The sequence below is a fragment of the Hellea balneolensis DSM 19091 genome (assembly GCF_000428525.1).
GTDB classification, from domain to species: domain Bacteria; phylum Pseudomonadota; class Alphaproteobacteria; order Caulobacterales; family Maricaulaceae; genus Hellea; species Hellea balneolensis.
In genome coordinates, this window is record NZ_AUAC01000003.1 from 254235 (window position 1) to 280372 (window position 26138).

General features: G+C 47.1%; 24 protein-coding genes and 1 tRNA gene. 20 read left to right on the plus strand and 5 right to left on the minus strand.

Annotation, left to right across the window (positions count from 1 at the left end; all coding sequences use genetic code 11):
* The first annotated feature begins 5 nt into the window (after positions 1-5).
* Positions 6-269, plus strand: a complete 264-nt coding sequence (locus F569_RS0107230) for a ribbon-helix-helix domain-containing protein (protein WP_026941653.1) — start codon at positions 6-8, stop codon at positions 267-269.
* Positions 256-543, plus strand: a complete 288-nt coding sequence (locus F569_RS0107235; RefSeq protein WP_026941654.1) for a type II toxin-antitoxin system RelE/ParE family toxin — start codon at positions 256-258, stop codon at positions 541-543. Before F569_RS0107230 ends, F569_RS0107235 begins: the two co-directional genes overlap by 14 nt.
* Here F569_RS0107235 and F569_RS0107240 read toward each other — a convergent pair whose 3' ends face one another.
* Together F569_RS0107240 and F569_RS19355 are read right to left on the minus strand one after the other, a co-directional pair.
* Complete coding sequence (locus F569_RS0107240) at positions 544-1134, minus strand: thymidine kinase (RefSeq protein WP_026941655.1); 591 nt, start codon at positions 1132-1134, stop codon at positions 544-546.
* Positions 1135-1235: 101 nt separating this feature from the next.
* Positions 1236-1451, minus strand: coding sequence for a DnaJ domain-containing protein (locus F569_RS19355; protein ID WP_084168899.1), 216 nt, complete (start codon positions 1449-1451; stop codon positions 1236-1238).
* A 137-nt stretch (positions 1452-1588) separates the two neighbouring features.
* Here F569_RS19355 and pdxH point away from each other — a divergent pair, with 137 nt between their 5' ends.
* From pdxH to F569_RS0107265, 4 genes are read left to right on the plus strand one after another with little or no spacing between them, the layout of a single operon-like run.
* Positions 1589-2245 carry a pyridoxamine 5'-phosphate oxidase gene (gene pdxH / locus F569_RS0107250; RefSeq protein ID WP_026941657.1) on the plus strand — a complete coding sequence of 219 codons (657 nt, stop codon included), beginning with the start codon at positions 1589-1591 and terminating at the stop codon, positions 2243-2245.
* A 24-nt stretch (positions 2246-2269) separates the two neighbouring features.
* Complete coding sequence (locus F569_RS0107255; protein WP_026941658.1) at positions 2270-2761, plus strand: hypothetical protein; 492 nt, start codon at positions 2270-2272, stop codon at positions 2759-2761.
* Between the two features lie 18 nt (positions 2762-2779).
* Complete coding sequence (locus F569_RS0107260; RefSeq protein ID WP_051279534.1) at positions 2780-3604, plus strand: DUF1499 domain-containing protein; 825 nt, start codon at positions 2780-2782, stop codon at positions 3602-3604.
* Between the two features lie 9 nt (positions 3605-3613).
* Entirely contained in the window at positions 3614-4591 is a 978-nt protein-coding gene (locus F569_RS0107265; RefSeq protein ID WP_026941660.1) for a class I SAM-dependent methyltransferase, read from the plus strand.
* A 13-nt stretch (positions 4592-4604) separates the two neighbouring features.
* Here the strand turns inward: F569_RS0107265 and F569_RS0107270 are convergent, their stop codons facing one another.
* The gene (locus F569_RS0107270) at positions 4605-5504 is read right to left on the minus strand and encodes an MBL fold metallo-hydrolase (protein WP_034388307.1); all 900 of its coding nucleotides are present in this window, start codon (positions 5502-5504) and stop codon (positions 4605-4607) included.
* A gap of 322 nt (positions 5505-5826) precedes the next feature.
* Between F569_RS0107270 and F569_RS0107275 the strand changes: the two genes are divergently transcribed.
* The 3 genes from F569_RS0107275 to F569_RS0107285 all read left to right on the plus strand — a co-directional run bounded on the left by F569_RS0107275 (position 5827) and on the right by F569_RS0107285 (position 12625).
* On the plus strand, positions 5827-9228 hold the full coding sequence (locus F569_RS0107275) for a TonB-dependent receptor (protein WP_034388309.1): 3402 nt from the start codon (positions 5827-5829) through the stop codon (positions 9226-9228).
* A 136-nt stretch (positions 9229-9364) separates the two neighbouring features.
* Positions 9365-11323, plus strand: coding sequence for an alpha/beta hydrolase family protein (locus F569_RS0107280; protein ID WP_034388001.1), 1959 nt, complete (start codon positions 9365-9367; stop codon positions 11321-11323).
* Positions 11324-11449: 126 nt separating this feature from the next.
* Positions 11450-12625 (plus strand): DUF547 domain-containing protein, encoded by a 1176-nt coding sequence (locus F569_RS0107285; protein WP_026941664.1) that lies wholly within the window; start codon positions 11450-11452, stop codon positions 12623-12625.
* A gap of 56 nt (positions 12626-12681) precedes the next feature.
* Here the strand turns inward: F569_RS0107285 and sppA are convergent, their stop codons facing one another.
* A complete protein-coding gene (gene sppA, locus F569_RS0107290; protein ID WP_026941665.1) occupies positions 12682-14448 on the minus strand; it encodes a signal peptide peptidase SppA in 1767 nt (588 codons plus the stop codon).
* Positions 14449-14655: 207 nt separating this feature from the next.
* On the opposite strand from sppA, the gene F569_RS0107300 reads away from it, so the two are divergent.
* The 11 genes from F569_RS0107300 to F569_RS18880 all read left to right on the plus strand — a co-directional run bounded on the left by F569_RS0107300 (position 14656) and on the right by F569_RS18880 (position 23959).
* A tRNA-Gln gene (locus F569_RS0107300) sits at positions 14656-14729 on the plus strand.
* A 225-nt stretch (positions 14730-14954) separates the two neighbouring features.
* Positions 14955-15785 (plus strand): DUF3450 family protein, encoded by an 831-nt coding sequence (locus F569_RS0107305; protein WP_026941666.1) that lies wholly within the window; start codon positions 14955-14957, stop codon positions 15783-15785.
* 78 nt (positions 15786-15863) lie between these two features.
* Positions 15864-16625: a DUF3450 domain-containing protein gene (locus tag F569_RS17005; protein ID WP_051279538.1), complete on the plus strand. Its 762-nt coding sequence runs from the start codon at positions 15864-15866 to the stop codon at positions 16623-16625.
* A gap of 29 nt (positions 16626-16654) precedes the next feature.
* Positions 16655-18028, plus strand: a complete 1374-nt coding sequence (locus F569_RS0107315; RefSeq protein ID WP_026941667.1) for a MotA/TolQ/ExbB proton channel family protein — start codon at positions 16655-16657, stop codon at positions 18026-18028.
* A gap of 36 nt (positions 18029-18064) precedes the next feature.
* Positions 18065-18586 (plus strand): MotA/TolQ/ExbB proton channel family protein, encoded by a 522-nt coding sequence (locus F569_RS0107320; RefSeq protein ID WP_026941668.1) that lies wholly within the window; start codon positions 18065-18067, stop codon positions 18584-18586.
* Positions 18587-18590: 4 nt separating this feature from the next.
* Positions 18591-19007, plus strand: coding sequence for an ExbD/TolR family protein (locus F569_RS0107325; RefSeq protein WP_026941669.1), 417 nt, complete (start codon positions 18591-18593; stop codon positions 19005-19007).
* 57 nt (positions 19008-19064) lie between these two features.
* Complete coding sequence (locus F569_RS0107330; protein ID WP_026941670.1) at positions 19065-19463, plus strand: ExbD/TolR family protein; 399 nt, start codon at positions 19065-19067, stop codon at positions 19461-19463.
* Between the two features lie 9 nt (positions 19464-19472).
* A complete protein-coding gene (locus tag F569_RS0107335; RefSeq protein WP_026941671.1) occupies positions 19473-20102 on the plus strand; it encodes an energy transducer TonB in 630 nt (209 codons plus the stop codon).
* An 85-nt stretch (positions 20103-20187) separates the two neighbouring features.
* A complete protein-coding gene (locus F569_RS0107340; RefSeq protein WP_026941672.1) occupies positions 20188-21666 on the plus strand; it encodes a tetratricopeptide repeat protein in 1479 nt (492 codons plus the stop codon).
* A gap of 175 nt (positions 21667-21841) precedes the next feature.
* Positions 21842-22468, plus strand: coding sequence for an energy transducer TonB (locus F569_RS0107345; protein WP_026941673.1), 627 nt, complete (start codon positions 21842-21844; stop codon positions 22466-22468).
* Positions 22469-22477: 9 nt separating this feature from the next.
* Positions 22478-23959 (plus strand): tetratricopeptide repeat protein, encoded by a 1482-nt coding sequence (locus tag F569_RS18880; RefSeq protein WP_026941674.1) that lies wholly within the window; start codon positions 22478-22480, stop codon positions 23957-23959.
* Between the two features lie 61 nt (positions 23960-24020).
* Here the strand turns inward: F569_RS18880 and F569_RS0107355 are convergent, their stop codons facing one another.
* Positions 24021-26135 carry a S9 family peptidase gene (locus tag F569_RS0107355; protein WP_026941675.1) on the minus strand — a complete coding sequence of 705 codons (2115 nt, stop codon included), beginning with the start codon at positions 26133-26135 and terminating at the stop codon, positions 24021-24023.
* Positions 26136-26138: the final 3 nt, after the last annotated feature.

Genomic DNA, 26138 nt, shown 5'->3' on the forward strand with positions numbered 1-26138 from the left:
TGCCGATGACACGTGCCAGCATTTCTCTGACAGAACCTAATGACGATTGGATACAGGCTCAAATTGAGAGCAAAGAATTTTCATCGCGGAGTGAGGTTGTTAATGACGTGCTTCGCAAAGCTAGAGAGCAGTGTCGTGAGCGGGATTATATCCGCGCGAAATTGATAGCATCGGAGCAATCCGTGTCAAAAGACGGTTGGGATGAGCGCAGTAAAGAAGACATATTAGAGAGTTTCAAAGAGAAAGCGCGTCAACTTGGCAAGCTATAGGCTGGCCCCAAATGCGACAGCTGATTTGGAACGCATTTGGCTATATGGATTTGAAAGATGGGGATTAGAGGCCGCCGTAAAGTATAATGATGATTTATTTATGCATTTCGAAGAGTTGAGCCGAAATCCAGAATTGTATCCCGTAATAAGTGAGCGTAAAAACTATAGGCGGAGTCTCTGCGGCAAAGAGAGTGTCTATTACCGCGTTGCAGATGATTGTGTAGAAATCATGGCAATTATTGGCAGGCAGGACGTTGGAAAGTGGTTAAGGTAATTACACCTCCCGAGAGCTCTTCTTCTCGAGCCAATGCCGTCTACACAGACTGATATATTTCTCATTGCCGCCGACTTCGACTTGCTTGCCTTCTGTGATGGCGTCTCCGCTTTCGTCAAAGCGCAAGGTCATTGTCGCTTTACGGCCGCACCAACATAGGGTTCTGATTTCTCTTACGTCATCGGCTATGGCGAGGAGGGTGGCACTCCCCGGGAAGAGCTCACCTTTGAAATCTGTGCGCAGCCCGTAACACATGATTGGGATTTTGGTGTAGTCTGAGATGCGGGCGAGAGCCCAAACTTGGTCGGGGGTGAGGAATTGCGCTTCGTCCAGCAGCACGCAATCAATAGGCCTCTCGGCGTGTGACGTCTTGATATGCGCTTCCAAATCCGTCTCATTTGTAAATAAATCCGCTTCTCTGTTCAGGCCGATACGCGAGACGATATGATTAGCTTTGGGATCACGGTCATCGAGCTTGGGCTTTAGCAGCATGGTATGCATGCCGCGCTCTTGATAATTATAGGCCGATTGCAGCAGGATAGCCGATTTGCCAGCATTCATGGCAGAAAAGCTGAAATATAATTTGGCCATAGGGGAGGCGCTTTCCTGCGAGTCGAATCTTACAGGGCAACCCTATGGAAAGAAAAAGATTCGGCCAAGCGCCTAGGCCGAGATTTTTAAGTTGGGGGGTCTTAAAAAGCGCGGCTTCGGGCTTGGACGCGAAAGGCTTTGGGTGCTGGGGGGATCAGCGTTTGATAGGCCTCTTTGGCTTGGAAGAAAGCCGGTATATTGGCGTAGGGACTATCTGGGTGAAAGAACTTGGCCTTCTTGCGCCATGCTGCGCGGATTTCGGCTTCGCGGGCGGATTGGCTGAGGCCCAAGGCTAGTAAAGCTTGCTGACGTGTCATGGCATTTCCCAACTCTCAAAAGGTTTCCCCAAACCTAATGTTTATACTTAACGTATTATGACTTAAGCCCTATAGGGTTAATAAGTCGCTGAAAGACATGGTTAATTTTGTGTTTCCTGCGTAAAAGTGAGCGTTTAATGCCTGATTCCGTAATTCCGTCCTCTCCCAGTGCTGATGATTATGCCGAGGAGGGCACGCGTGACCTAAGCTGGACAGACACGGAAAATCCAATTGCTCTGTTCGAAACATGGCTTGCCAAAGCCGGCGAGACAGAACCTAATGACCCGCATGCGATGTCGGTGGCGACGGTGGACAGGGCGGGTTTGCCAGATGTGCGGATTGTGCTTTTAAAAGGCTTCGATGACCGCGGTTTTGTGTTTTATACGAATAGTGAAAGCGCCAAAGGTGAGCAATTACGCGGGCAGGGTAAAGCGGCGCTGTGTTTCCACTGGAAAAGTCAAAAGCGTCAAGTGCGTGTGCGCGGCGAGGTAGAGCCTGTCAGCGAAGCGGAATCGGATGCTTATTTTGCCTCACGCGCGTGGGGCTCACGCATAGGGGCATGGGCCTCAGATCAATCCCGCCCGGTCGCAGACCGTGAGGCGTTACTGTCCAAGACAGTTGAGACAGAAACCCGGTTTGAGGGCCAGGATGTCCCGCGCCCACCCCATTGGTATGGGTGGCGCGTAAAACCCAAAATGATAGAGTTTTGGCAGGACGGCGCATTCCGTTTACATGACCGTATTGTCTTTCAGCCACAAGGTGATAGTTGGGGAAAAACGCGGCTTTATCCGTAAGGCGTTTCAGTCTATGGTTTCTGCATGGAGCTGATACCTTTTCTTATTTTTGCTGTTATTGCCTTTAATATTTTCAAAGGCTTTACCAAAGCTGCGCCCTCTAAAGATGGTAATGCGGCGCAAATACCAAATGATTTGATGCGGCGTTTGCAGATGCAAATGGACGCCTCAAATGACGCCCGCAAGACTCCGACCCAGCGGGGACAAGAAAGTCTGGCACGCAAGACTCAAAGCTCGCCTTGGGGCGAGAATGGGAGCTTTTCAGCGGGCGGACAAACGGCCTCTAAATATTTACAAACGCGCCTGAATACGAAGACAAAGTCCGATAGAGTTGCCTCACATAAAAACCCTGAACAGCATGGTCGCCGCGGTAAAAATGTTGATCAAAACCGAAACCGTACAGATGAGTGGGGAGAGCGGGGAGATAAAGGGATTTTATCCGGCAAGCCTTTGCTTTTTTTACTGGTTCTAGGCGGCATCGGACTCTATGTGCTCTCGAATCTGCCCGCCGGATAAGCGAAAATAGGATAAATCATGTCAAGTGAACTCGTAAATGTCTCGCAACCCGAAAAAGGTGTAAAGCGCCGTAAGCTCCGCCATTGGTATCTTAAGCTTGTTCTCGCGCTCGCTATTTTTGTGCCACTATTTTTCCTGATCTCGACATTAGGGGTGAAGTTTGGGTTTTGGGACTGGACTGTGGGATTGGGGTTGAATGTTAAGTATGCTCCAGTCTTGCTCCCGCTCCTCGCGCTGTCGGGGCTAATTGGACTGTTATTGTCTTTTATTATTCAGCCGCGGAAAGGCTTTGCGGTTTCACTTGCAGCGCTGATCATAGGCGCTGCAGGATTGGGACACGGAGCCAAGGTTAAAAAAACAGCCGGAAGCCTGCCCTTTATTCACGACATTACAACAGACACCCAGGATGTTCCGACATTTACCGTTGCCATTATGTCCGAGCGCGCTCAAGTCAAAGGCGTCAATACGGTGGAGTATGTTGGCAAAAAAGATAAAGAAGGCGGGACATTAGTTTCTGTCCTGCAAAGTCAGGCCGAAGCCTATGCCGATATTCGTCCGCTTATTTTGCAAGACGCCCCGAATGTTGTCTTTGGTGAAGCAAAAGCGGCTGCCAAGCAGATGGGCTGGGTCATAAAATCTGAAAATGTTGACGCAGGCCTCATTGAAGCGACGGATACAACATTCTGGTACGGTTTTAAGGATGATGTTGTTATCCGCATCCGCCCGTCAGAGGGCGGAGGCACAGTTTTGGATGTGCGCTCGGTCAGCCGCGTCGGCGGATCTGATATCGGCGCAAATGCTGACCGCATTCGTGGTTTTCTTAAGATAATGAGTAACGCTTAGAGTCGATTCGTGACAGCATCTCACGAGCAGGATTGGGACAATTATTGGCAAGGCCGGGCTGCGCAGAGCTCGGGCGAGGCTTTGATTGGTGTCGGGATTGAAGATAATGCCCGACTCTCGGCATTTTGGATTCAGATATTTCAGGCTATGCCGAAAACGGCACGCATTGCTGACTTTGCGTGCGGCGCGGGCTCGGCCTTAAAGCATGCGCATGGCGCGGGCTTCTCTGATCTTACTGGCATTGATATCGCTGCTGATGCAATTAACGTTTTAAAAAAGGCCATTCCGAGCGTCAAAGGCTGTGTGAGTAGCGTCACATCAACTCCTTTTATAGATGATACGTTTGACGGCTTAGTCAGTCAATTTGGATTTGAATATGCGGGCGGCGAGAAAGATGTTCTTGCAACGGCGAGGGAAATGGCACGTCTTATGTCGCCAAGCGGAGTTTTTGCTGCCATCGCCCATATGAAGGGCGGTGCCATCGAAAAAGAGAGCTTAGTTTCTTTGAATAATATTCAGCAAGTCATTGACAGTAACTTTATATCTTGCGCGCAAGACATGTTTAGGGCCGCTTATGCAGCCGATGAGTCTCTTTCGCCGCAGACCCAAGAGGCCTCTTTAAAGTCTCTTATTGCTATGGGGCAGGCTGAAGGCAAAATTGTACTCTGGCTTAGGTCTGCGGAGGCTAAGGGAAATGAATTTGCGCGTTTCGCTCATTATCTCGTGACGTCTACGCGGGAAATGTTTGAGCGCCGTAAGATGCTACCCCTAAAGGAATGTCTGCAATGGCTTGAAGATATGGAGGGTGAAACAATGGCTTATCAAGGGCGTATGAAGAGCATGGTTGAGGCCGCGCTCAGTAAGGAAATGACGCAAAAAATCATGACCGTCTTTGCTGATTCAGGATTTGAGACGTCTGAGCCAGAACCATTTTACTTTGATCCATCAGAGCTGCCTGTTGCCTGGACTTTGAGGGCCAAGCGATAAGAGTTCACGTCGTTTAAGCGGCGGGAGCGTAAGCTGTTTTCAGACCGTCTTTGCCGTCTGCCGTAACGCGGCCTGTTTCGCGCATATGAATAAGGTGTGAGAGGACGCTATGCGCTGCGGCAGGGTGAAGGCGCCTATCAACATCCGCGTAAAGTTTTGCAACAATATCCATAATATCGGACAGCCCGTCATCAAGAGCCCCCATTATCTGAGTCTCTCGGGCAATGCGATGGTCGATATAAGCGCCGACAAATTCATCGACATCATCAATGCAGGGGCCGTGAGTCGGCCAGATACGGCCAAATTTGCGCGCCTTAATACGCTCTAAGCTATCTAAATAATCGCCCATATGCCCATCAGGCGGAGAGACGACGCTGGTCGACCACCCCATAATATGATCGCCTGAAAAGAGGGTATTTTCTTCGCGCAATCCAAAACACATATGATTTGAGGTATGGCCTGGCGTATGAATGGCATCGATTGTCCAACCATCGCCCTGTATCACGTCACCGCAGCGAATCTCCACATCAGGCTTGAAGGACAGGTCATCACCAGCCTCCAGACGGACTTCACCGCCTTCGGGCGGCCGGATTTGAAGGCCATAACCATAGACTTTACAGCCATGATCTCGCGCAAGGGGTATAGCGAGCGGAGAGTGATCTATATGATGGTGCGTCATTAAAACATGCGTGACGCGGCGACCCTCAAGCGCCTTATCAAGTGCCGCGCGGTGTTCAGGCAAAGCCGGGCCGGGGTCGATCACGGCGACATCCTTATCGCCAATGATATAAACGCCGGTGCCAGTATAAGTGAATGGACCTGGGTTATTAGCAATCACACGATCAATAAGCGGGCTCAGCGAAATGCATGTGCCGTATTCAAACTCAAATTGACGTATAAAGGGTATGCTCATAACTGGTATCATCAATTAGTCAGCTTTCACTCAAGCGTCCAGTGTCAATTAGTGACAAAGTTGTGAGAGATGTTGGGAAATACGTTTCGTTCCCTAAACAGCTAGGGAGCTGTAGTTCTATAATTATGACATGTTTCTGTTAATGAGAGCCTTCTGACTGAATAGGTGATAAATATGCAACAGAGTGATAAAATTCACGTCAAATCTTAAATTTTGTTTAGATTTGCCCTTGAGAGTCTTCGGCTTATGCGTTTTAACATGCGATTATATGCGGATAAACCGCAAGCATGACATTGAAACCAGTTCGAAGGGGTTCCGGAAAATGAAGAATACAGATAAGTTGAGACTCTTACAGTCCACTATACTAGGCGGAGTGATAGCCAGTTTAAGCACGGTCGCTTTTGCGCAAGATACAATAGGTGATGCTAATACTCCTGCTGCTGTAGAAACAATCGAAGAAGAAATTGAAGAGGCTGAGGCTGGTGAAATAGTTGTTACGGGTTCGCGGATTAAACGCGATACATTTAGCTCTCTTGCACCATTGCAAGTTATCGATTTTGACGAAAAACGCGACTTAGGAATTATTGACCCCGTTACAATTCTTCAAACAACTGAATCGGCTGCGGGTCAGCAAATTGACTCAACTTTCAGTGGGTTTGTATTGGATAATGGTCCTGGATCTGAAACAATCGACCTTCGTGGACTAGGTGCTAATAGAACCTTGGTGCTGATTAATGGCCGCCGTATTGCGCCTGCAGGCGTTGAAGGTGCTCCATCTACACCATCAATCAACCTAATTCCAGGCTCGCTAGTCGATCGAACAGATATCCTTCTTGAAGGTGCATCATCCGTATATGGTTCTGATGCGGTTGCAGGTGTGGTCAACGTGCTCTTGAAAAAAGATTTCGAAGGCTTTGACGTAACAGCTACTTATAACCCGGCGGAACAAAGTGGTGGACAAGATTACAACATAGCCGGTTCATGGGGTAAAAATTACGACCGCGGTTTCATTGGCGTTGGTGCTGAATATGACTTCCGTGATGCTATCAAGCTTGTTGATCGTGATTATCTTGCGGGTTGTGATCGTCACTATGAGATTGATGAAAATGGCGAAATTCGCACATTTGGCCGCGGAGATGAAATTCGTTTCAACGAATGGTTCGGCGGAGACTTTCAAGCGTTTCCTGCTAATGAGTGTAAAGGGTCAAGAATCGCGGGCCGTATCGTAGAACTTGGGGGAACATTCGGTTCAATCTACTTTAATGCGGATGGCTCAAATACTGGTATTCCTAACTTTGTTGACCAAACGCTGTCTGGTGTTCCAGTAGATGGAAATGGCGATGGTATTCAGGATTTTGACTTCGCGCAGTTCGCTCTAAATGGAGCTGACCCTAACCAAGATTTGATACCTGAGCAAAAGCGCCTCAACTTGATGGCATTCGGTGAATACACTTTAGAAGGTGAAGCCAATATTACGCCCTTCTTTGAAGTTCTTTATTCTCGTGCAGAAACAAATATCGATAGTGGCACATTCCAGTTGTTCCCAACTGTCGGACGAGACAATCCTTTCAACCCCTGCGGTGTGAATGGTTCAGATTGCGGGTCTAGCGGATTTAATTTTGATGATGCATTCATACAACGCTGGAATACATATCAACGTGATCGCGACCCTAACCGTGATGGCGATGAACGTGATGCGCGTATTTGCGCCACATTTGCTGGTGGGCTTTTTGATAATGCTGCATGTACACCTTTCCTTTTCGGTTTTGGTGCTAATGACCTTGTCGGCCCTCAAGATACAATTCCTGTTGTTGGCATAAACGGCGATCGTTCCAACACAGAAGTCGTGATTGAAAGCACACGTCTAGTGGGCGGTTTCCGTGGTGATCTTCCTTTTATGAACTTTGGAGAGTTTTCCGATTGGACGTTTGAAACATCTTTCACATGGTCTATATCAAATGGTACATCTAACCGTCCAGGTATCCGTGAGGATCGCTTGAACTTTGCACTTGGTAACGATCTTCAAACAGGCAATCCAATTCGTGGATTGGCACCTTGTACTGCAGCTCCGGGCGTAACTGTTCGTCCTGATGTTCTCGCAAATTGTGTACCGGTGAACTTATTTGCTCCATCCTTGTTTGAGAATGTTGCAGGTGATTTGGCAACGCAGGCTGAACGTGATTATCTCTTTGATGACCGTCGTTTTGACACACAATATACGCAATATGTTGTCTCAAGTTTTATATCGGGGACAGTTGCTGAAGTTCCAGCCGGTAAGATTAATGCTGTATTAGGTGTGGAATATCAAAAAGATGATATCGAATCGACACCTGATGAAGTAGCCCGTGATGGATTGTTCTTTGGTTTCTTCTCTGATGGCGGTGCTGATGGTACCAAGTCCGTCACATCTGCCTACGCCGAAGTTGATATTCCTTTGGTTGCAGGGCAGACACTCTTCCAACAGCTTGATTTAAACCTTTCTGGTCGTGTTTTGGATGATGAGTTCTACGGCAGCGCTGCGACTTACTCAGCAAAAGTTGGCTGGCGTCCATTCGATAGCTTACTCTTAAAAGCAAGCTATGGTACATCATTCCGCTCACCAAATCTGCGTGAGAACTTCTTGCAACCGCAAACGGGCTTCTTGACCCTGACTGACCCATGTGTTGTGCCAATCGGTGCAACAAGGCCAGACTTGAATAACCCAAATGGACCAAATGTTTATGATCCTACACTTGAGACACGTGATCCTGATACGATTGCACGGTGTCAAGCTGATGGGCTTGATCCATTTACCTTGAATATCGGTGGGAACAATACATTCTCCACAGAAGTTTCAACGACGGGTTCACTTGATCTTGATCCAGAAGAATCAACATCTTTCACAACTGGTTTCTCTTTTGAGCAACCTTTCACAGATGCATTTGACCTAACTATTGGCGCGACATATTATGACATTGAAGTGACAGACTCTGTTGTTACGCCAAGCGCTCAGTTCATTATTAACGATTGTTATGTCAACGAGCGTGATGGTGTCAGTCCATTCTGTTCGCGTATTTCTCGTGATGCAGATCAACTTCTTAATGGCGTGAACCAAGGCTTTATTAACCTGAACGAAGATCAAGTTCGCGGTATAGATTTCAATGCGCGCTTTAACAAAGAATTCACAATGTTCGAGCGTAACTTTGACTATTCTGCAAATCTTCGTGCGAATAACATTCTTGAGGTTCGTAACTTGTTCATTGGTGATGACGGTACACCAACAGAAGACAATGATGAAGGCGAATTTGGCTTCCCCGATTGGAGCGGTAGCCTAAACCATCGTATCTCATATGATGACTTTTCATTCTCATGGGGTACACGCTATGTTGCTTCTGTGAGCCAAGATGAAGATTTTGTAGATGAGTTCTCTAACGCTTTTGGTGTTGATACAACAGGTAATGGTATTGCAGATACCTTCTCCGATACTTGTGGAGGCCCATTCATTGGCGATGTGAACTGTCGTGACGTTGGTTTTGCTGGCGATTACTTTGTTCACAATGCTGGTGTTAGTTACAATAATGACGACAAAAATTGGGGTGTGACATTGTCTGTCTCAAACATATTTGATCGTGAACCTCCTAGAGCCGATAGCTCAGAAGTTACGACTGTTGCTAACTCTGTTATCGGTAATGGTTATGATCTTGAAGGGCGTAAGTTCTTCATTCAACTCCGTAAAGGATTCTAGTTAACGTTGGTTTCCTGACCTCACGGTAAGGTGACTGTGTCATAACTCTAAAGAGTAGCCCGAGGTATTTGCCTCGGGCTTTTTTTTGTGCTTTATCGTATACCAATAATTCAAATAAAATGTTTTAGGAGTTTTTATGCGCAAACTGCTTTTGTCCTCGATTGCTATTTTAGGAGCTGCTGTTGTAACTGCACTTCCGACCACGGCTATGGCCCTCAACACCCCAGTACCTATGGAATATTGGGCTGCTCCTGATTTTATGAGTAATGTTTCTGTTTCGCCAAATGGCAAATATATCGCCTTTATTAAATCGACGAGTCAAAAAGGTGATAAAATCGTTGAAGTTTTCGACTCGGCTGATTTGTCGAAAAAGCCATATCGTGTCGGTGCGAAAAAAATGCGCCTACAAAGTTTTCAATGGGTTGGTGATGAAGAAATGGTCGTTAGTTTTGATCAGCAGGTTAGCAAGCGAATAAAAGGCTTTAACCAAGGCGCATTTAAGTCAAAAATTGCTCTATTTTCTATGGAAAGTAAAAAATTCAAAGAGCTTAACGATGATAATTTTAATTTATCACTAGCAAGCGGACTCGTACATGATCCGGATCACGTTCTTGTACGCTATGCATATTTTGATCGTTCAGAAAGCCGCCGAGCACCCAGTTTTTATAAATACAATCTTAAAAAAGGCACTAAGAAATTAGTTCTAAAGGGCAATGACAAAGTGGGCCGCGTTCGCTTCGATGAATATGGTAACCCCCGTTTTGCCAGTAAGTTTGATATGGGAAGTCAAGAATTTGTTGAATATTACCGCGAAAAAGGCGGTTCTGAATGGAAAGAATATCATCGTCAGCACGAAGACAGTTTTGAAACCTTTAGTTATGGAGGCCTTGTAGAGGGCGATGATGACCGTATTTATGTTTTAGCGAATAATGGAAACGATAAAGTAGGTCTTTGGAAATATAATTTGAAAACTAAAGCGTTTGAAAGTCTCGTTTATCGACATAATGATGTTGATTTGGTTACTACTTTGCGTCCTGCCAATGCTTGGGAAAACCCGTCTAAGATGACTGGCGTCGCCTACAATAAAGAAACACGCCATCGCAAATATTTTGATAGAAAAGAAGAGGCGATGATAAAGCAATTTAAAAATGCTTTGCCTAATGCGGACTACGTATCAATCAGCAGTATGTCGCGAGATGAAAAAACTATGGTTGTGCGGAATACAGGGCCGAAAGATCCAGGAACTTTCTATCTTTATCGAAATGGTAAGGTATCAAAACTTGGTGGTATTAACCCACTTCTCGCAGCCAATGATTTGGCCAATGTTGAGTATATTGAGTATAAATCGAGAGACGGAAAAGATATTGCGGGTTATTTAACCCGCCCAAATGGCCCAGGCCCGCACCCTCTAGTGGTTATGCCACATGGAGGTCCGTTTATTAATGAAGTCGTTATTTATGATGATTGGGCGCAGATGCTTGCCAATAATGGTTATATGGTTTTGCAGCCACAGTATCGCGGTTCACGTGGATATGGTCTAGATTTCTACAAGACCGCTTTCATTAATGGCGGTGAAGGCGGCAAAAAAATGCAAGACGACAAAGATGACGGCGTAAAGCACCTCATCGCCAAAGGAGAAGTATCAGCTGATCGTGTTGCGATGTTTGGATGGTCATATGGTGGCTATGCTGCCCTTATTGCTGCGGCGCGAGAGCCTAATATTTATCAGTGTGTTATTGCGGGCGCAGCTGTAGCTGACAATAATCAACAGGTTAACTATTATCGTGATCGTATCGATGGTGCTGGCCGGATTGAACAAGTTCCTTTCTGGGACGGTTCGATAAGCCCTATTAAAGAAGTGAGTAATGTCAACGTTCCAATGCTTGTTATACATGGTTCAGTTGATCAGCGCGTTCCGCCACTACATTCGAAAAAATACGTCAAAGAGCTAGAAAAATATGGCAAAGATTTTGAATATATTGAGCTTAAAAATGCGGACCATTTCTCAAACACGCTTTTTTATGACCACAAAATGAAAGCTTATCCGCGTATGATAAGCTTTCTTAAAAATGATTGTGGTCCAGGCGGGCTTTAATGGAATTTGACAACCTTTAACTTAAAACGAGCCTTAGGGTTCGTTTTTTTTTGTAGAAATAAATATTTATTGATTATCGATAAATTCAATGATATTATTTTATTTAAACTGGATTAACGAGATAATATGATACGTGTGAAAAAATCGTCAAAATTTCTCTTTTTTATTTTGCTCGTAACAAAAATACCAGCTTATGCGCAGGATCAATCGGGTCTAATTTCTCCAGTTGTTACTCAAAATATAAACTTGCAAACCACATCTTCCTTTGATGTTTTTAGTCCCAAACCAAGAACTGATATGCGTCGTCTAGACTACCAGCTGTGGGATGATGTCTTACAGAATATTGTCATAAATTTTGGCTTATCCACACGCATTCGGGCTACTCGCCCGCAACAAAGTACAGGCACAAGAGTCGCGTATGGCCATACATCGCCTTACCGTTTAGAGGGTAGTCGGGTGGCTTTTGGTTTTTTAAATGATAACTATCGCGATGTTTTAACCCATTATAGAGAAGACCTGACGAGCATAGCCAACCAGATGGATATCACGCGCTTATCTAAAGATGAACAACTCGCATTTTGGTTTAACCTTCATAACGTGGCTCTGATTGAAAAAATTTCTCGAGCCTATCCTGAAGATGAGCCTTCCACTTTATCGTTTGATATAAATGGATCTGAGATATTGCTAGATGATTTTAAGTTTATTGAAATTCGAGGGAGAAACTTATCTCTAAAAAACATCCGAGAAGATATCGTATATCCCAATTGGTCTGACTCGCGAGTCATTTACGGTTTTTTCCGGGGAGATATTGGCAGCCCTCGTATGCTGCGCTTAGCTTATACCGCTAATAATTTAGAGTATAGGCTTAATGGGAATGCGAATGAATTTGTAAATTCCCTACGTGGCTTTCATGAGTCGAGCAGAGCTCGAAAAGTGTCTAAAATTTATGACGAAGCTAAACGGTTTTATTTTCAAAACTGGGATTTAGACCTTGAAGAACATCTCAGAAAGTATGCTGAGGGTGAAACATTAAAAGAATTAAGTGTAAGTAAGCCATTTGAATTAGATCGCTACGAAACAAAGATTGCAGATTTATCAGGAGGTCGTAGGCGGGCTTCAGGGGCATATATTGACGGCGGTGGGAATTTACCGCCTGAAACAGCTCGGCTTTTATCCGAGGTAAGGCAAAAACGAGATATATTACGTCGGCGCGGAGGCTCAACGGGGCTGAACAGCGGATATGTAATCATCGAAGATATTTACACAGATCCTGGACTTCCTACGGGATCCAGTATTGATTAAGATGTCCTAAGTCAGTTGAGATGAGGGCTCGTTTTGGGTCTTTATTTCCGTCTTGTTTATTCGACTATCGCAATATCTGCCTTTAGCTCATTGCCCATCCTTGCGGCGTTTCGCGCTTTTATTGCGGCCTGAACTTCGGGGATTTGAATGATTTCGCTGAGTTGCGCGAGGTCTGCACTGACTTGGGCTGAGCCGCCAAACAATTCTGCGAGCTGCTCTGAGGTTGTTTTAACGCGCGGATAGCGTTTGAGATTGATTGTCGTGTCTTCATCAATATCTGCCATCTCTTTGGCGATTCCGATGGCTTTCATAAAGCCGCCCAATTCGTCGACGAGGCCAATCTCTTTGGCTTGTGTGCCTGTCCAAACGCGCCCTTTGGCAATTTCTTTAACGCGCTCTAGCGGCATATCACGTCCTTCGGCCACTCGGTTCGTGAAGTCATCATAGATATCTTCGAGCTGTCCGCGATACGCTGCACGCTGTCCCTGGTTGAAAGGCTCATCAGCAGAGAAAGCGCCTGCATAATCACCGCCTATTGTAATGCCTTCGATATTATATCCGACTTTGGCGAATGTATCCTCTAAGGCCAATTTGCCGCCATACACTCCAATGGACCCTGTTATAGTTCCGGGAAGGGCCACAATTTTATCGGCATTTGCGGCCACATAATAACCACCTGATGCCGCATATTGACCCATTGAAATGATAACGGGTTTGCCAGCCTCTTGTGCCCTTGCAACCGCATCATGAATTTGGTCAGAGGCCGCAGGTGAGCCGCCCGGGGAGCTAACCCGAAAGATAATCGCCTTGACCCGTTTATTTTTGGCCGCATCGTCAAAAGCTTTAGCGAGCGTATCGCCGCCCATTGTAACACCGCCGCCTATAAATGGGTTGCTTCCATCGGCTGAGCCGCCAGTAACCACAGGGCCTTGGCCGCCAATAAAGGCAATTGTCGGGCCGGAGAAATTATTCCCAGTGCTATAATCCTTAATGGATTTGAGTTTAATTGAATCGCCGCCGGCTTTTTTGCGGGCATATTCCCGCGCCTCTTCGACGTGTCCCATCTTATCAACCATCTTGGCCGCGAGCGCATCTTCGGCACTATGTGGAGAGGAGAGCAAAATGCTCTTTACAGAGTCTTCAGAGAGGCTGCGATCTTCCGAGATATGAGAGACAGCCGTTTCATAAAGGGATGTCATATAAGATGTCACTGATTCGCGGTGTGCCTCTGTGAAGTCTGTTTGCGTATAGGTGTTCACTGCGTTTTTATATTCATGAAATTGTTCAAATTCCGGTTTTGCTCCGAATTTTTCAAAAACGCCTCCATAAAATTCCGTTTCACTTCTCAATCCCGCAACGGCAAAGCCTGTTGTATCCTGCATCCAAAGCTCATCAGAGGCTGCAACGGCGCGGTAAGGCATGACAGATGTGCCTTCAAAACCTTGTGCGTGAGTGATCACAAATTTACCGCTAGTTTTGAAATCTTTAATGGCGAGGCGAATCTCCTCTGAACTGGCTGGGGCCATGCCATATTGATTAGCGCGTATAAATAAGCCTTTGACTAAGGGGTTCTCTTTGGCATGGTTAAGTGCGCGGGCCGTGCCGACAACGGAAAGCGGCGCGCTACCGAAAACAGACTCGCCTGCACTGTGGTCACGAAGGCCTTGCCGCAAATCCAGGGATAAGACAAAGCTGTCCTTTGTTTTCATGGAGGACATAGCCCCGCCAATGCCGCCAATCACCATGAACAGGGCGATAAGAACAAAAAAGAATGCAAAGATGCCGACGACTGTTCCGAAAACAACGGTAAAGAATTGACGCATGAGAATATCCTTCAAAAAGCTCAAATTGGATTACACACTATTTATCGATTAAAGGAAAGTGAATTCGTTGATAAACGATAAGTAATCGCAGTTTAGGGTTAATTTCTGAAGATTTATGAATCATTGCCATTAGGGCGTAAAAACGCATTGCAATTGTAAAAGTGAGGGGATAGAACCCGCGCTTATTATAAGGTTCCATTCTGATATTGGGGCGTAGCCAAGCGGTAAGGCATCGGGTTTTGATCCCGTGATCGTTGGTTCGAATCCAGCCGCCCCAACCACCTTAACTGTCATTCATTGAATTGCGCGCTTGAAATCAGCATATTATTTTGATATATTATAACAAGAAGCTGCGCTAACTGCTTATAGCGAAAAATTAATCGAAAAAAACCTTGCGTCAATCGCGTCGTAATGATTGATTAACTTTTCAGGCACGTGTAAGCGTCGCTTAAAGATCGATGAAGTCTCAGCATAAGAGGCTATGAAAATTGAGTTGGAGGACGTGAGTGGTGAATTTCTCTATCGCCCGCAAAGTAATATTTGGCAGCACTGCTGGCTTAGCTTTATCTATGGCTATGTTCGCAAATGTGTCTGCGCAAAACGCTGATGCCGAAGCGGAATACGCGGCTCTCTTGCAGCAGATTGCAGACATAAAAATCGCAACAGCGCAAAAAGAAGTTTACGTCCAAAATCAGCAACAGCAGATTGATAACATCAAGGCACAGATGGAGGCCATCCCGGCGACCTCTGCGACGGTTGAGCCTATGCTCGAAAAAATGGCTGTCGCCATCGAAGCCGAAATTACGTCAGACTATCCCTTCAAGCCTGTTGAGCGTTTCGCGCGTTTGGATGATTTTCGCGAGACATTAGCGGACAAGGAAGCATCTCCTGGGCAAAAAATGCGAAAGGCGCTTAATATTTACGGTCAAGAAGTCGAATATGGCAAAACGGTTTCTGCATATGTAGGTAACAATCCTAAGACCCCCGGAACACGTTTTGACGCATGTATGGCAGATGAGTCTTCCAAGGCATGCGGGCTAACGAGTGATCATAAAAAGAAAATGGGTTATACGCCTGATGGTGAGCCAACAGGAAATGGCGCTACCGTATCAGATCTGAAGTCTGAACTTATGGATGGGGCTTATCTTCACTATGGGCGTTTGGCGCTTGTCTATCTCGAGTTCGATAGTTCGGAAGCGTGGCGCTATGACAAAGAAACAAAAGACTGGGTTGAACTTTCCGGTGCTGACGTGCTTGATGTTCGTCGTGCCGTTCGAATTGCGAGGGGGCAATCGGCTCCGGGCGTAGTTGCGGCTCCAGTTAATTTAGTCAGATAATAGGGTGGGGATGCTGTCTCAGTTCGGGTCAGCAAAACTGAATTTAATGAATAACGAAAGCAAACTTGGAAGGAAACCATGTTAAAATCTTCAATTGCCAAGCGTTTACTGCTTGCGGGTGCTGCGGGGCTTTTAATGTCCGCTCCAGCTTCTGCGCAGCTCGAAAGCGCTCTAAATACGGCCAAGGCCTCGACTTCCGCTAGTGCGGCTTCACAGCAACGCGTTGAGCGCTTGGATGATGAGGCTGATACAGCGGTTCGCGAGTTCCGCGCCGTGCTTCAGCAGAAAGACAATATCGCGCTTTTCGTGGCACAGCAGGATATTTTCTTGCAGTCGCAAAAGTCAGAAATTGCCAGTTTGCGTCGTCAGCTCGGAACTGTTGAACAAATTAAGCAGGGTATGTCGCCTATGATGCTCAAAATGGCGGCTGAAATAGAAGACGCTATTAAAGCCGATATGCCTTTTAATATGGCGGAACGTCTGGCGCGTGTTGAGCGTATGAAAAATACCTTATCCGATCCGAATGTTTCCCCAGCTGAGCAATATCGCCAAGTCCTCAATGCTTTCAAAATCGAGGTTTCCTACGGGCAGGGTATTGACAGCTATGAGGGTATGCATCCGACCAAGCCCGGCAATGTGGTAAACTTCCTGCGCTTTGGACGTGTTTCTCTTGTGTATATGACAAAAGACGAAAGCGAAGTTGGACGTTATAATCTCGATACGAAATCTTGGGATGTTCTTAGTGGTGCCGATGCACTGGCACTGCGTAAGGCGATACGAATATCAAGAGGCGAAGCGGCTCCTGATGTTGTCTTCGCGCCCGTGTCGGTCAGCAACTAGGTTTGAGGGATATAAAAGTGAGTAACAAAATGAAATTCTTTACAAAATCAACAGCTGCCTTTGTTGGCGCCGCTGTTTTGCTCTCTGCCGCCCCGGCGAGTGCACAAATAAATTCTATTAGCGATCTGTTGAATCAGGTTCGCTCTGACTCAGCCAAAACTGAGGCTGAAAATCGCGATCGTGAGGCGAAGTTCCGTCAACGCGCAAACGAGCAGACCGCCATGTTAGGCGAGGCGCGCCGTGAATTGGCGCAGCTAGAGCGTAAGGCTGCGAGCGTGCAGTCTACATTTGATGCGAACGGCAATACAATTGCGCGTCTTGAGGGTGAACTTCGTGCCGCTCAAGGTGACTTTGGTGAAGTCTTTGGCTTGGCGCGCTCTAAAGCGGGCGAGTTTAAAGCTATCCTCGATAGTTCATTGATTACAGCTCAATATCCACAGCGGACGCAGGTCCTTGGGACGGTTGCTGAATCAAAAGCACTTCCAGATTCGGCTCAGCTAAACGCTATTTGGCAGACAATGCTGCAAGAAATTAAAGCTCAGCGTCAAGTCGCGACATTTACAGCGCCTGTTGCCAATGTCGATGACGGTGCAGAGCAATCTGTAACGCGCGTTGGTCCTTTCTCTATATTTACCGAGCAAAGCGCTGATTTTCTTCAATATACGCCACCTGCCGGTGAAGAGGCGAATGTGCTTCTTGCGAAATTGCCGCGTCAACCTGGCGGTGCAATTTCATCGGCGGCGTCAGATGTTGCAAATTCAAGCGGTGGTATCGTTTACGCGCCGATTGACCCAACACGTGGTGAGCTCTTAAAGTCATTTGAGCGTGTGCCGGATACAGGTGAGCGTATTGCCCAAGGTGGTACAATCGGTAAGATCATCCTTATCCTATTGGCTATTGGTGTTATCTTTGGTGTTCTCAACATTATTCGTCTGGCGCTTGCTAAGATGGCTGTTGGTGGACAGAAGCGTAAAGCTCAGCCGTCCAAATCAAACGCTCTTGGCCGCATTATGATGGCTTATGAGGGTGCGAAGAACAAAGATGCTGATACCGTAGAGCTCAAGCTCGACGAAGCTATCTTACGTGAATCGCCTAAGTTTGAATTTGGTCTAAACTTCTTGAAACTCGCGGCTGGTATTGCCCCGCTCCTCGGTCTTTTGGGTACTGTTACTGGTATGATCAAGACCTTCCAAGCTATGATGATCTACGGAACAGGTGATCCACAATTGATGGCTGGCGGTATTTCAGAGGCGCTTGTGACAACAATGTTGGGTCTGATTGCGGCTATCCCGCTTCTCATTCTCCACAGCTTCTGCTCCTCTTTGGCCCGCTCTATTCAGGGTACGCTAGAAGAGCAGTCTGCGGGTATCGTTGCGCGTCACGTTGAAAGCCGCGGCGTCTAAGAAGGTTCATAATAACTCTAGCGAAAGGGTCAGATTATGAACCCCATTAATGTTTATAACGGCCTCCAGGAATTTCTGGGGGTCGGCGGAGTGGTCCTCTTTGTCATCATGATTGTGACATTTGCCCTCTGGACATTTATTCTCGAGCGATTTGCTTATTACCTTTTCGCGCACAAGCCGACTAAGGCGCGCCTAAAGAATGAATGGGAAGCGCGCACGGATAAGACATCTTGGAGAGCTCACGCTGTTCGTGATGAAATGGTCTCGCAGGTCAAAGAGCGTACAGACACAAATGTAGGTATCATTAAAACACTTGTGGCTTTGTTGCCTCTCTTAGGTCTTCTCGGAACAGTGACAGGCATGATTGAAGTGTTCGATGTCATGGCTTTGTCTGGGTCATCTAATGCACGCCTCATGGCGGGTGGTGTCTTTAAGGCTACTATTCCGACAATGGCAGGTATGACAGCTGCGTTGTCCGGTCTGTATTTCTCGACAGTGCTACCGCGTTGGAGCACACGGGAAACAGCCCGCTTCTCTGATGAATTACAGGTAGGATAAGACTATGAGACGAGGACGCCGTAAATCCGCGGGTGATGAAGCCGAAGTCGATATGACACCGATGCTCGATATCGTGTTTATCATGCTTATCTTTTTTATCGTAACTGCTACATTTCTGGACGAGAAGGGGGTTGATCTAACGCAGCCTCCGCCTCCGCCGGATAATGATATTCCAACTAAATCCACGCCTGCTATCACTGTTTATGTGGACGGTCGTGATCAGTGTTCCGTTGATGGTCAAAGTACAACATGTGATCGCGTCTCCTTGCGGGTCGAGCGCCTTTTGGCGGATAAACCCGGCGCGAGCGTTATACTGCGTCTCGACGAAGGGGCTCGCCACGAATTATTGGTTGGATTGAAGGACGAGCTAGACACAAAAGGTCTGGCTTCAAAAATTGAAATCCTGCGAGCGACTGGCTAGCCCGCAGGACTGCTAATGGCATTTGCATGCCGTGAAATAATGTGATAAGGTAACACTATGGCAAGACGTAGTCGCATACAAATGGACGACGAAGATACAGAACTAAACATGACGCCGATGCTCGACGTTGTTTTTATTCTTCTTATCTTCTTTATCGTGACGTCGGTTTTTGTAAAAACTCCGGGTATTGATCCAACTAAACCCACGGCTGTAACTTCTGCAGAATGGAAGCCCTCTATTCTTATTGGTGTAAATGCCGCGAATGAAATTTGGATTGATAAGCGTCCCTATGACGTTGACGAAATTCGCCCGCTTATTATGTCCATGCAAGCGGAAAATCCGAAAGCGGAAGCGATTATCAATGCTGATAAAGATGCCGAAGTCGGTGTCGTTATGTCGGTTCAAGAAATGATGCAGGATCTGGGAATTGTCACCCGGGTTGGCACAAACCAGTAGGAGCGAGAGATGGGTAACATTATTCGTTGGATTGTTGGAATTCCCGTTGCGGCCTTGGTCACTGTAGGATTATTTGTCCTTATGATGACTTTAATCGCTGAAGAATTTAAGCCTCAAGAAAAAGTTGCGACAGCCTCTTTTGAAATCAACCCGACCGTTGAAGATATCAAAGTTATCAAACGTGATACAAAAGTTCAGCAGGTCAAGAAAGTTGTCACGCCGCCGCCGCCGCCTCAAATTGAGCGTCAGCAAGCGTCAAAGCCGCAAGAGCGTATCGCTTCACTTGAAGGTGCTATTCCAGAGTTTGAAGCTCCAAAGATTGACAGACAAAACTTCAAGATTGCGGTTTCGGACCGTGATGCACAGCCGCTCGTGCGTATTCCGCCAATCATGCCGCCTCGCGCTGAGAAATCAGGACACTGCCGCGTTCGCTTTGATGTGAGTCCGGAAGGCGCACCCTTCAACGTCGTTACGACCTATTGCACGCAAAAACTATTTGAGCGTGCGACAGTCAAATCCGTACAAAAATGGAAGTATAATCCCAAGATTGTTGATGGACGCTCAGTATCTCGTAAAGGCGTTGAGAATAAAGTAACATATCGCCTAACAGATGAGCGCGGTAAGATTATTCCTGAATAGGACGAATGGCTCGCGCATTTGTGCGATCTTTAATCATATCTTTCATGGGACCTGAAAGTTTAAACGTATTTAATTGGAGACATTGATGACTCTTTATAAAAAACTTATCGGTGCCACAGCTCTGGCGCTATTCGCCGCAACGACATCGCCGTCAGTTATGCCTTCTGGTCTTGCAGCCGCTCAAGAAGCGTCTGAAGGGCGTCAGTTCTCGGCTAAAGCCGGTGAAGCGGTGAATGAAGCTCTACAGCTTATTAACTCAAATCAGCACAGTGCTGCATTGTCTCAGTTGTCGAATGTTTTGAACTTTCCTGAGCTAAACGCTTATGAGCGTTCAACGATTTATCAAATGCAGGGATCAAGCTATTATGAGCTCAACCAATATGGTCCGGCTATCAGCGCTTTCGAAAACGCTATAAATGCCGGCGGATTACTCCCTAATGAAGCAGATAGCCTACGCGTAAATATTGCGCAGCTCATGATCGCGAATGGGCAATATGCACAAGGGGCACAGGCGCTCGAGAATTACTTGAACCGCGGGGGTCAACAAAAGCCGCAATATACAGAGATGTTGGTCCAAGCTTGGGTGCAATCAGAAAATTACTCTAAAGCTTTACCGTGGGCGGAGAAATGGTTCCGTGGTGCAAGCCCTAAAGAGCGTAAGCATTTCGATCTTATGAACTTCCTTTATAACAATTTGGGCATGCAAGGGCGTCAGGCTGATATTGTTAAGCAGATGATCAATCGTTGGCCCAATGATAAGCAGCTTTGGGACGCCTGGGCCTCTATGCTTGCCAATGGCGGACGTGAGCAGGAAGCTTTCGAAGTCACAAAGATGCTTTACCTCGGCGGTGCTTTAACCTCAGAGCAAGATCTTATGAAAGTGGTTCAATACTACTCTTTTTATGACATGCCATTCCAAGCGGCGCAGATTCTTGAAAAAGAAATGAATGCTGGCCGCATATCCCGTAATTCTGAAAAGATGGTTCAACTATCGTCTCTCTTCCGTCAGGCCCGCGAATATAAGCGCGCGATTCCTGTCCTAGAAAGCGCTGCCTCAAGTTCGGGACAAGCTAAGCTTTATGCCGATCTGGGTGAAGCGCTTTATAATGAAGGCCAATGTGTCAAAGCTGAAACAGCCTTTAAGAGTGCTATCAATAAAGGTTATGATGCGGGTAAGTCTTGGATGCTTATCGCGACATGCCGTTATGAGGACACGCAAAAGCAAGAGCGTATTGACTGCAAAATGACTGAGGCTCAAAAAGATGCCGCTCCGATTACAAAAGCCCGTCAGAGTGCAATCGAAGCTTTTGAACAAGTTCCAAGTTCGTCTCGCGAAGGCCGTAATGCTAAGAAGTGGATATCCTTTATACGCGCGGAACGTGAAGCTGTTGAAAACCGCTGTATCTTTGAGGCTAATGTTGAGAAAGAGCTTTGCTTTGCCATCATCAAGGGCGCTTATGACAATGAAGTCTTTGTCGGTAGATTTGAGCTTGATGATCCAAAATGTGAAGCCTTCAAAGCTGAGTATGACAGCAAATATCGCGTAAAGATCGTTGATCAATAAAACCAAATATATACCTTTTAAAAACCCCGGTTCTATCCGGGGTTTTTTTATGGCTTATCATGACTGGCGGTTAATGAGGCGAAGTGTCGGGCTGAGAATATAATAATGTTATACTATTGCATTTGTAGTTTAATTATGTTATAAAATATCATAATTAAACTATGGGAGGAATAATATGTCATTCAAAAGATTAGTACCAAGTGCAGGTTTAGCCGTCGGGGTTACGTGCCTCATTACTTTGGCAATGGCCGCGATGATCAAACAGGATTTTACCCCAGAGGACAAACCTGAAAAATTAGCTCTAGAGATAAATCCTGTAGCAGTTGATATCAAAGCTCCGCCGCCTCGTGAAAAACCACAAGAGGTTAAGCGCGTAGAAACACCGCCGCCGCCGCCAATTATAGAGCGTATAAAATCGCCAAAACCAACTGAACCCATCGTTGACGAAACAGGGGAAATACCGATCTTTAAGGCTCCAAAAATTGATCCTACAGATTACATTATCACAGTTTCTGATCGCAATGTTGAGCCTCTCGTTCGTATTGCGCCGATTATGCCGCCGCGCGCGGAGAAATCCGGACATTGCAATGTCCGCTTTAACGTCTCTGCCCAGGGTGTGCCTTATGATGTTCAGGCGACATATTGCACCCAATCACTCTTTGAACGAGCCACCGTCAAATCAGTATCAAAGTGGAAGTATAGGCCCAAAATTGTTAATGGCCGTGCCGTCGCCATGACGGGAGTGGAGAACAAAGTCAGTTACCGCCTCACGGATGAGCGCGGCAATATCATCCCCGAATAGGAGGGCGATATGCCATACGCAAATCCATATGTCAGAGCCTGTGCTCTGGCGGCCTTGACGCTTGGCTGTGTTTTGGCTGTACCTTTCCAAACTTATGCCCAAAATAACGCCAAAACCGAGGCCGTTGTGACGCGCCAATTTTCTGCGAAAGCTGGTGAGTTAGTCTTAGAAGCCCAAAACCTTTTAGCGGCTGAACAATATCAAGATGCTATTCTTATCCTAGCAAAAGCGATAACCTTATCAGAACTGACGCCCTTTGAGCGTGCTGTTATCCATCAAATGCAAGGCTCAATTTATTACGCTTTGGAACAATTCCCGGCAGCTATTATAGCGCTTGAAAAAGCCGTCGGCTCCATGGGCCTAAACGCAAAGGAGCGCAGTGATTTAGAGGTGAAAATCGCACAGCTTATGATCGCAAACGGTCAAAACGGGGCCGGGGCTGAAAAGCTTGAAGCTTACCTCTCCCGTGGCGGAGCGTTTAAATCAGAATATGCGCAACTGCTTACTCAGGCATGGATAGAGCTTGAGGCCCATGACCGCGCTTTGCCTTGGGCGAAAAGATGGTTTGAAACAGCGCGCCCCAAAGAGAGAAAGCATTATGACCTGCTAAATTTTCTCTATAATAAATTAGGCGAACATGGCTCGCAGGCTGATCTTGTAAAAGAGATGATTGAGCGTTGGCCGCAAGATAGAGACCTTTGGACAGCATGGACATCGCTTTTCTCAAATGCGGGGCAAGATGATGAGGCTTTTGCTGTGTCCAAGCTTCTATATTTGGGTGGCGCGGTTAAGACAGAAACGGAAATCCTAAAGCTCGTACAATATTATTCCTATTACGATATGCCTTATCAAGCCGCCAAAATTCTAGAACGAGAGTTGAATAGCGGACGGGTCAATGAAACGCCGGAAACACTAACGCGGCTCGCAACGCTATTGCGACAAGCTCGTGAATATGCCCGCGCTATCCCTGTCTTGGAAGCAGTGACGCGCTCACTTGCCAGCGCGCAAAGCTACGCGCAATTTGGCGAAGCGCTCTTTAATGAAGGAGAGTGCGGCCGAGCCGAGATAGCCTTTAAGCACGCCATTGATCAAGGCTACAATAGCGGCAAAGCTTGGACCCTAATCGCAACCTGCCGCTATGAAGGCGTGCAAAGGCAGCAAAAGCTAAGCTGTAAAATGAGCGAGGAGGAAAAAGCCGCCGCGGCCAGAACAAAAGCTCGGGAATCGACAATCGCCGCTTTTAAAAATGTGCCCCCAACGTCATCACAAAAGCGAAATGCTGAGAAATGGATTTCCTTTATTAATGTCGAACGGGAGACCTTTGATAAAAGATGCGAGTTCGAGCGGATCATCCTGGAGCAAGAATGCCAAAAAGAAATCGAGCGCTCTTACACAATCCGAATTTTCGAAGAGAATTTTAAAGTCAGCGATAAGTGCAAGCCTTTTAAGAAAGGCTATGATGCTAAATATCGCGTTGGAATTGAGGGATGATGTTAATATCCCCATTTATCGCGGGGACAGTAAGTAAGCTCCGAATTAGTTGGCTGTAAGCCTACTCTCCCCCCACAACTGCCACGGCAAAGGCATATTCGAGCGCGGTTTCCTTTAAGCTGTCATATCTTCCGCTTTCGCCTTGGTGTCCGGCGTCCATATTTATTTTCAGAAGTATCGGCGCATGACCTGTTTGATACTCGCGGAGTTTGGCGGCCCATTTTACGGGCTCCCAATAGGTCACGCGCGGGTCAGTCAGCCCCCCTGTGATCAGTGTCGGCGGATAGGCCGTCTGCGCAATATTATCATAGGGCGAGTAACGGACAATATTTTGATAGGCTTGTTCATCGGTCAACGGATTGCCCCATTCCGGCCATTCGGGCGGAGTGAGGGGCAGGGTGTCATCGCTCATAGTGTTTAGAACATCTACAAATGGCACTGCGGCGATAACCCCGCCAAAGAGCGCGGGGTCTTGATTGAGCGCCGCGCCGACAAGCAAGCCGCCCGCCGAGCCGCCATGGGCGATGATCTTGCCGCGCGCACTATACCCTGCCTTCGCTAGAGCACGACCCGCATCGACAAAATCGTTAAAGGTGTTTTCTTTCTTTTCGAGCTTACCGTCCAAATACCATTGATAGCCTTTTGACATGCCGCCGCGAATATGGCCAATGGCATAGACAAAGCCCCGGTCCACGAGCGACAGGATAGAGGTGCGAAATCCTGCCGGAATGGTTATGCCGTAAGAGCCATATCCATAAAGTAAAAGCGGGGCGGAGCCGTCTTTTACAAGCCCTGCTTTATAGAGCAGAGTGACGGGGACCTTTTCGCCGTCCCGCGCGGTTATGTGAATTCGTTCGCATTGATAATCAGACGGTTCATGCCCACTTGGAACCTCTTGCGTTTGGCGCAGGACACGCTCACGCGTTTCCATGTTATAGTCAAAGGTCTGGCGCGGCGTGGTCGGGGAGGAATAGGCAAAGCGCATCCAGAGCGTTTCATATTCATAGCCGCCCATTAGGCCCAGCCCGTAAGCGGCTTCGTCAAAGGCAATATCATGCTCGGCTCCATTCCTCATATCACGAATGATGATGCGGGGCAGGGCGTTCTCGCGCACTAACCGCACAAGGAAATGCTGATAGGTCTCAATCCCGATAATCAGCGTTCCGGAGCTGTGCGGGATATATTCTTCCCAATTCTGAAATCCGGTATCCCCAATGGGGGCGCGCATAATGGAAAAATCCGTTGCGCCATGCGCATTGGTTAGGATGTAAAAATACCCGCCTTGATCATGCAGGCTATATTCAATCCCGGCTTGGCGTTTGGACACGCATTTAGGCGCGGCCAGAGGCGTATCAGACGCGATGAGCCAGATTTCGGAGGTTGTATGGTTATGGGCGCTGATCTGAATAAAATTACCGCTATCGGTCTCGCTGACAGAGACAAAGAAGCCAGGGTCTGTTTCCTTATAAATCAGGCGCGGCGTGTCGTTACTGTCATGAATGTTCTTAGCAAAGACCGCATAGGGACGCTGATTTTCGTCGCGCTCAACCCAGAACATGGTGGCATTATCACGCGCCCATTGGAGCCCGCCTGCGGATTTGGTGATGCCTGTGGCCACAGCCTGCCCGTCCATGGGTTTGACGAACACCTCGTAATTTTCAGCCCCTGTAACGTCAACGCTATAGGCGAGCCACATCTGATTATCACTATGGGCCGCAGCGCCAAGGTCAAAGTAAGCTGGATGATTTTTAGAGAGCGCTTCAGCGTCCAAAATGGTTTGCGGCTCCCCTATAGGCGACTTGGTTATGGGGTTTATGGCGACGCGCTCATAGAGGCCGTGTTGATCGCCTATGCGGTAGCGGTGATTATATGCAAAGGCGCCATCAGGCGAGGGAACAGAGGATGCGTCTGATTTCATCCGGCCTTTCATTTCCTCAAATATCGCGTCTTTCAGAGGCGTTAAATTTTCCATCGCGCCAGCGCTGTAACTGTTCTCTACCTCTAAATGTGCGCGAATATCCGCATCGAGCTTAGACGTATCGGCCATCATAGCTTGCCAGTTTTCGTCTTTCATCCAGGCGTAATTATCTGTGCGGCTATAGCCTAGCTGTTCTGTTTTTACCGGGCGTTTTGGTGTTGCGGGCGGGGTCAGATCTGTTTTTAAAATAGCGGTCATGGC

Bases quoted from the DNA above. Each gene is read 5' to 3' on its own strand.
- F569_RS0107355 (WP_026941675.1), bottom strand. From the start codon at position 26,135: ATGACCGCTATTTTAAAAACAGATCTGACCCCGCCCGCAACACCAAAA.
- pdxH (WP_026941657.1), top strand. From the start codon at position 1,589: ATGCCTGATTCCGTAATTCCGTCCTCTCCCAGTGCTGATGATTATGCC.
- F569_RS0107325 (WP_026941669.1), top strand. From the start codon at position 18,591: ATGAGACGAGGACGCCGTAAATCCGCGGGTGATGAAGCCGAAGTCGAT.
- F569_RS0107275 (WP_034388309.1), top strand. From the start codon at position 5,827: ATGAAGAATACAGATAAGTTGAGACTCTTACAGTCCACTATACTAGGC.
- F569_RS0107270 (WP_034388307.1), bottom strand. From the start codon at position 5,504: ATGAGCATACCCTTTATACGTCAATTTGAGTTTGAATACGGCACATGC.
- F569_RS17005 (WP_051279538.1), top strand. From the start codon at position 15,864: ATGTTAAAATCTTCAATTGCCAAGCGTTTACTGCTTGCGGGTGCTGCG.
- F569_RS0107315 (WP_026941667.1), top strand. From the start codon at position 16,655: ATGAAATTCTTTACAAAATCAACAGCTGCCTTTGTTGGCGCCGCTGTT.
- F569_RS0107330 (WP_026941670.1), top strand. From the start codon at position 19,065: ATGGCAAGACGTAGTCGCATACAAATGGACGACGAAGATACAGAACTA.
- F569_RS0107230 (WP_026941653.1), top strand. From the start codon at position 6: ATGACACGTGCCAGCATTTCTCTGACAGAACCTAATGACGATTGGATA.
- F569_RS0107335 (WP_026941671.1), top strand. From the start codon at position 19,473: ATGGGTAACATTATTCGTTGGATTGTTGGAATTCCCGTTGCGGCCTTG.
- F569_RS0107285 (WP_026941664.1), top strand. From the start codon at position 11,450: ATGATACGTGTGAAAAAATCGTCAAAATTTCTCTTTTTTATTTTGCTC.
- F569_RS0107340 (WP_026941672.1), top strand. From the start codon at position 20,188: ATGACTCTTTATAAAAAACTTATCGGTGCCACAGCTCTGGCGCTATTC.
- F569_RS0107260 (WP_051279534.1), top strand. From the start codon at position 2,780: ATGTCAAGTGAACTCGTAAATGTCTCGCAACCCGAAAAAGGTGTAAAG.
- F569_RS18880 (WP_026941674.1), top strand. From the start codon at position 22,478: ATGCCATACGCAAATCCATATGTCAGAGCCTGTGCTCTGGCGGCCTTG.
- sppA (WP_026941665.1), bottom strand. From the start codon at position 14,448: ATGCGTCAATTCTTTACCGTTGTTTTCGGAACAGTCGTCGGCATCTTT.
- F569_RS0107280 (WP_034388001.1), top strand. From the start codon at position 9,365: ATGCGCAAACTGCTTTTGTCCTCGATTGCTATTTTAGGAGCTGCTGTT.
- F569_RS0107320 (WP_026941668.1), top strand. From the start codon at position 18,065: ATGAACCCCATTAATGTTTATAACGGCCTCCAGGAATTTCTGGGGGTC.
- F569_RS19355 (WP_084168899.1), bottom strand. From the start codon at position 1,451: ATGACACGTCAGCAAGCTTTACTAGCCTTGGGCCTCAGCCAATCCGCC.
- F569_RS0107255 (WP_026941658.1), top strand. From the start codon at position 2,270: ATGGAGCTGATACCTTTTCTTATTTTTGCTGTTATTGCCTTTAATATT.
- F569_RS0107240 (WP_026941655.1), bottom strand. From the start codon at position 1,134: ATGGCCAAATTATATTTCAGCTTTTCTGCCATGAATGCTGGCAAATCG.
- F569_RS0107345 (WP_026941673.1), top strand. From the start codon at position 21,842: ATGTCATTCAAAAGATTAGTACCAAGTGCAGGTTTAGCCGTCGGGGTT.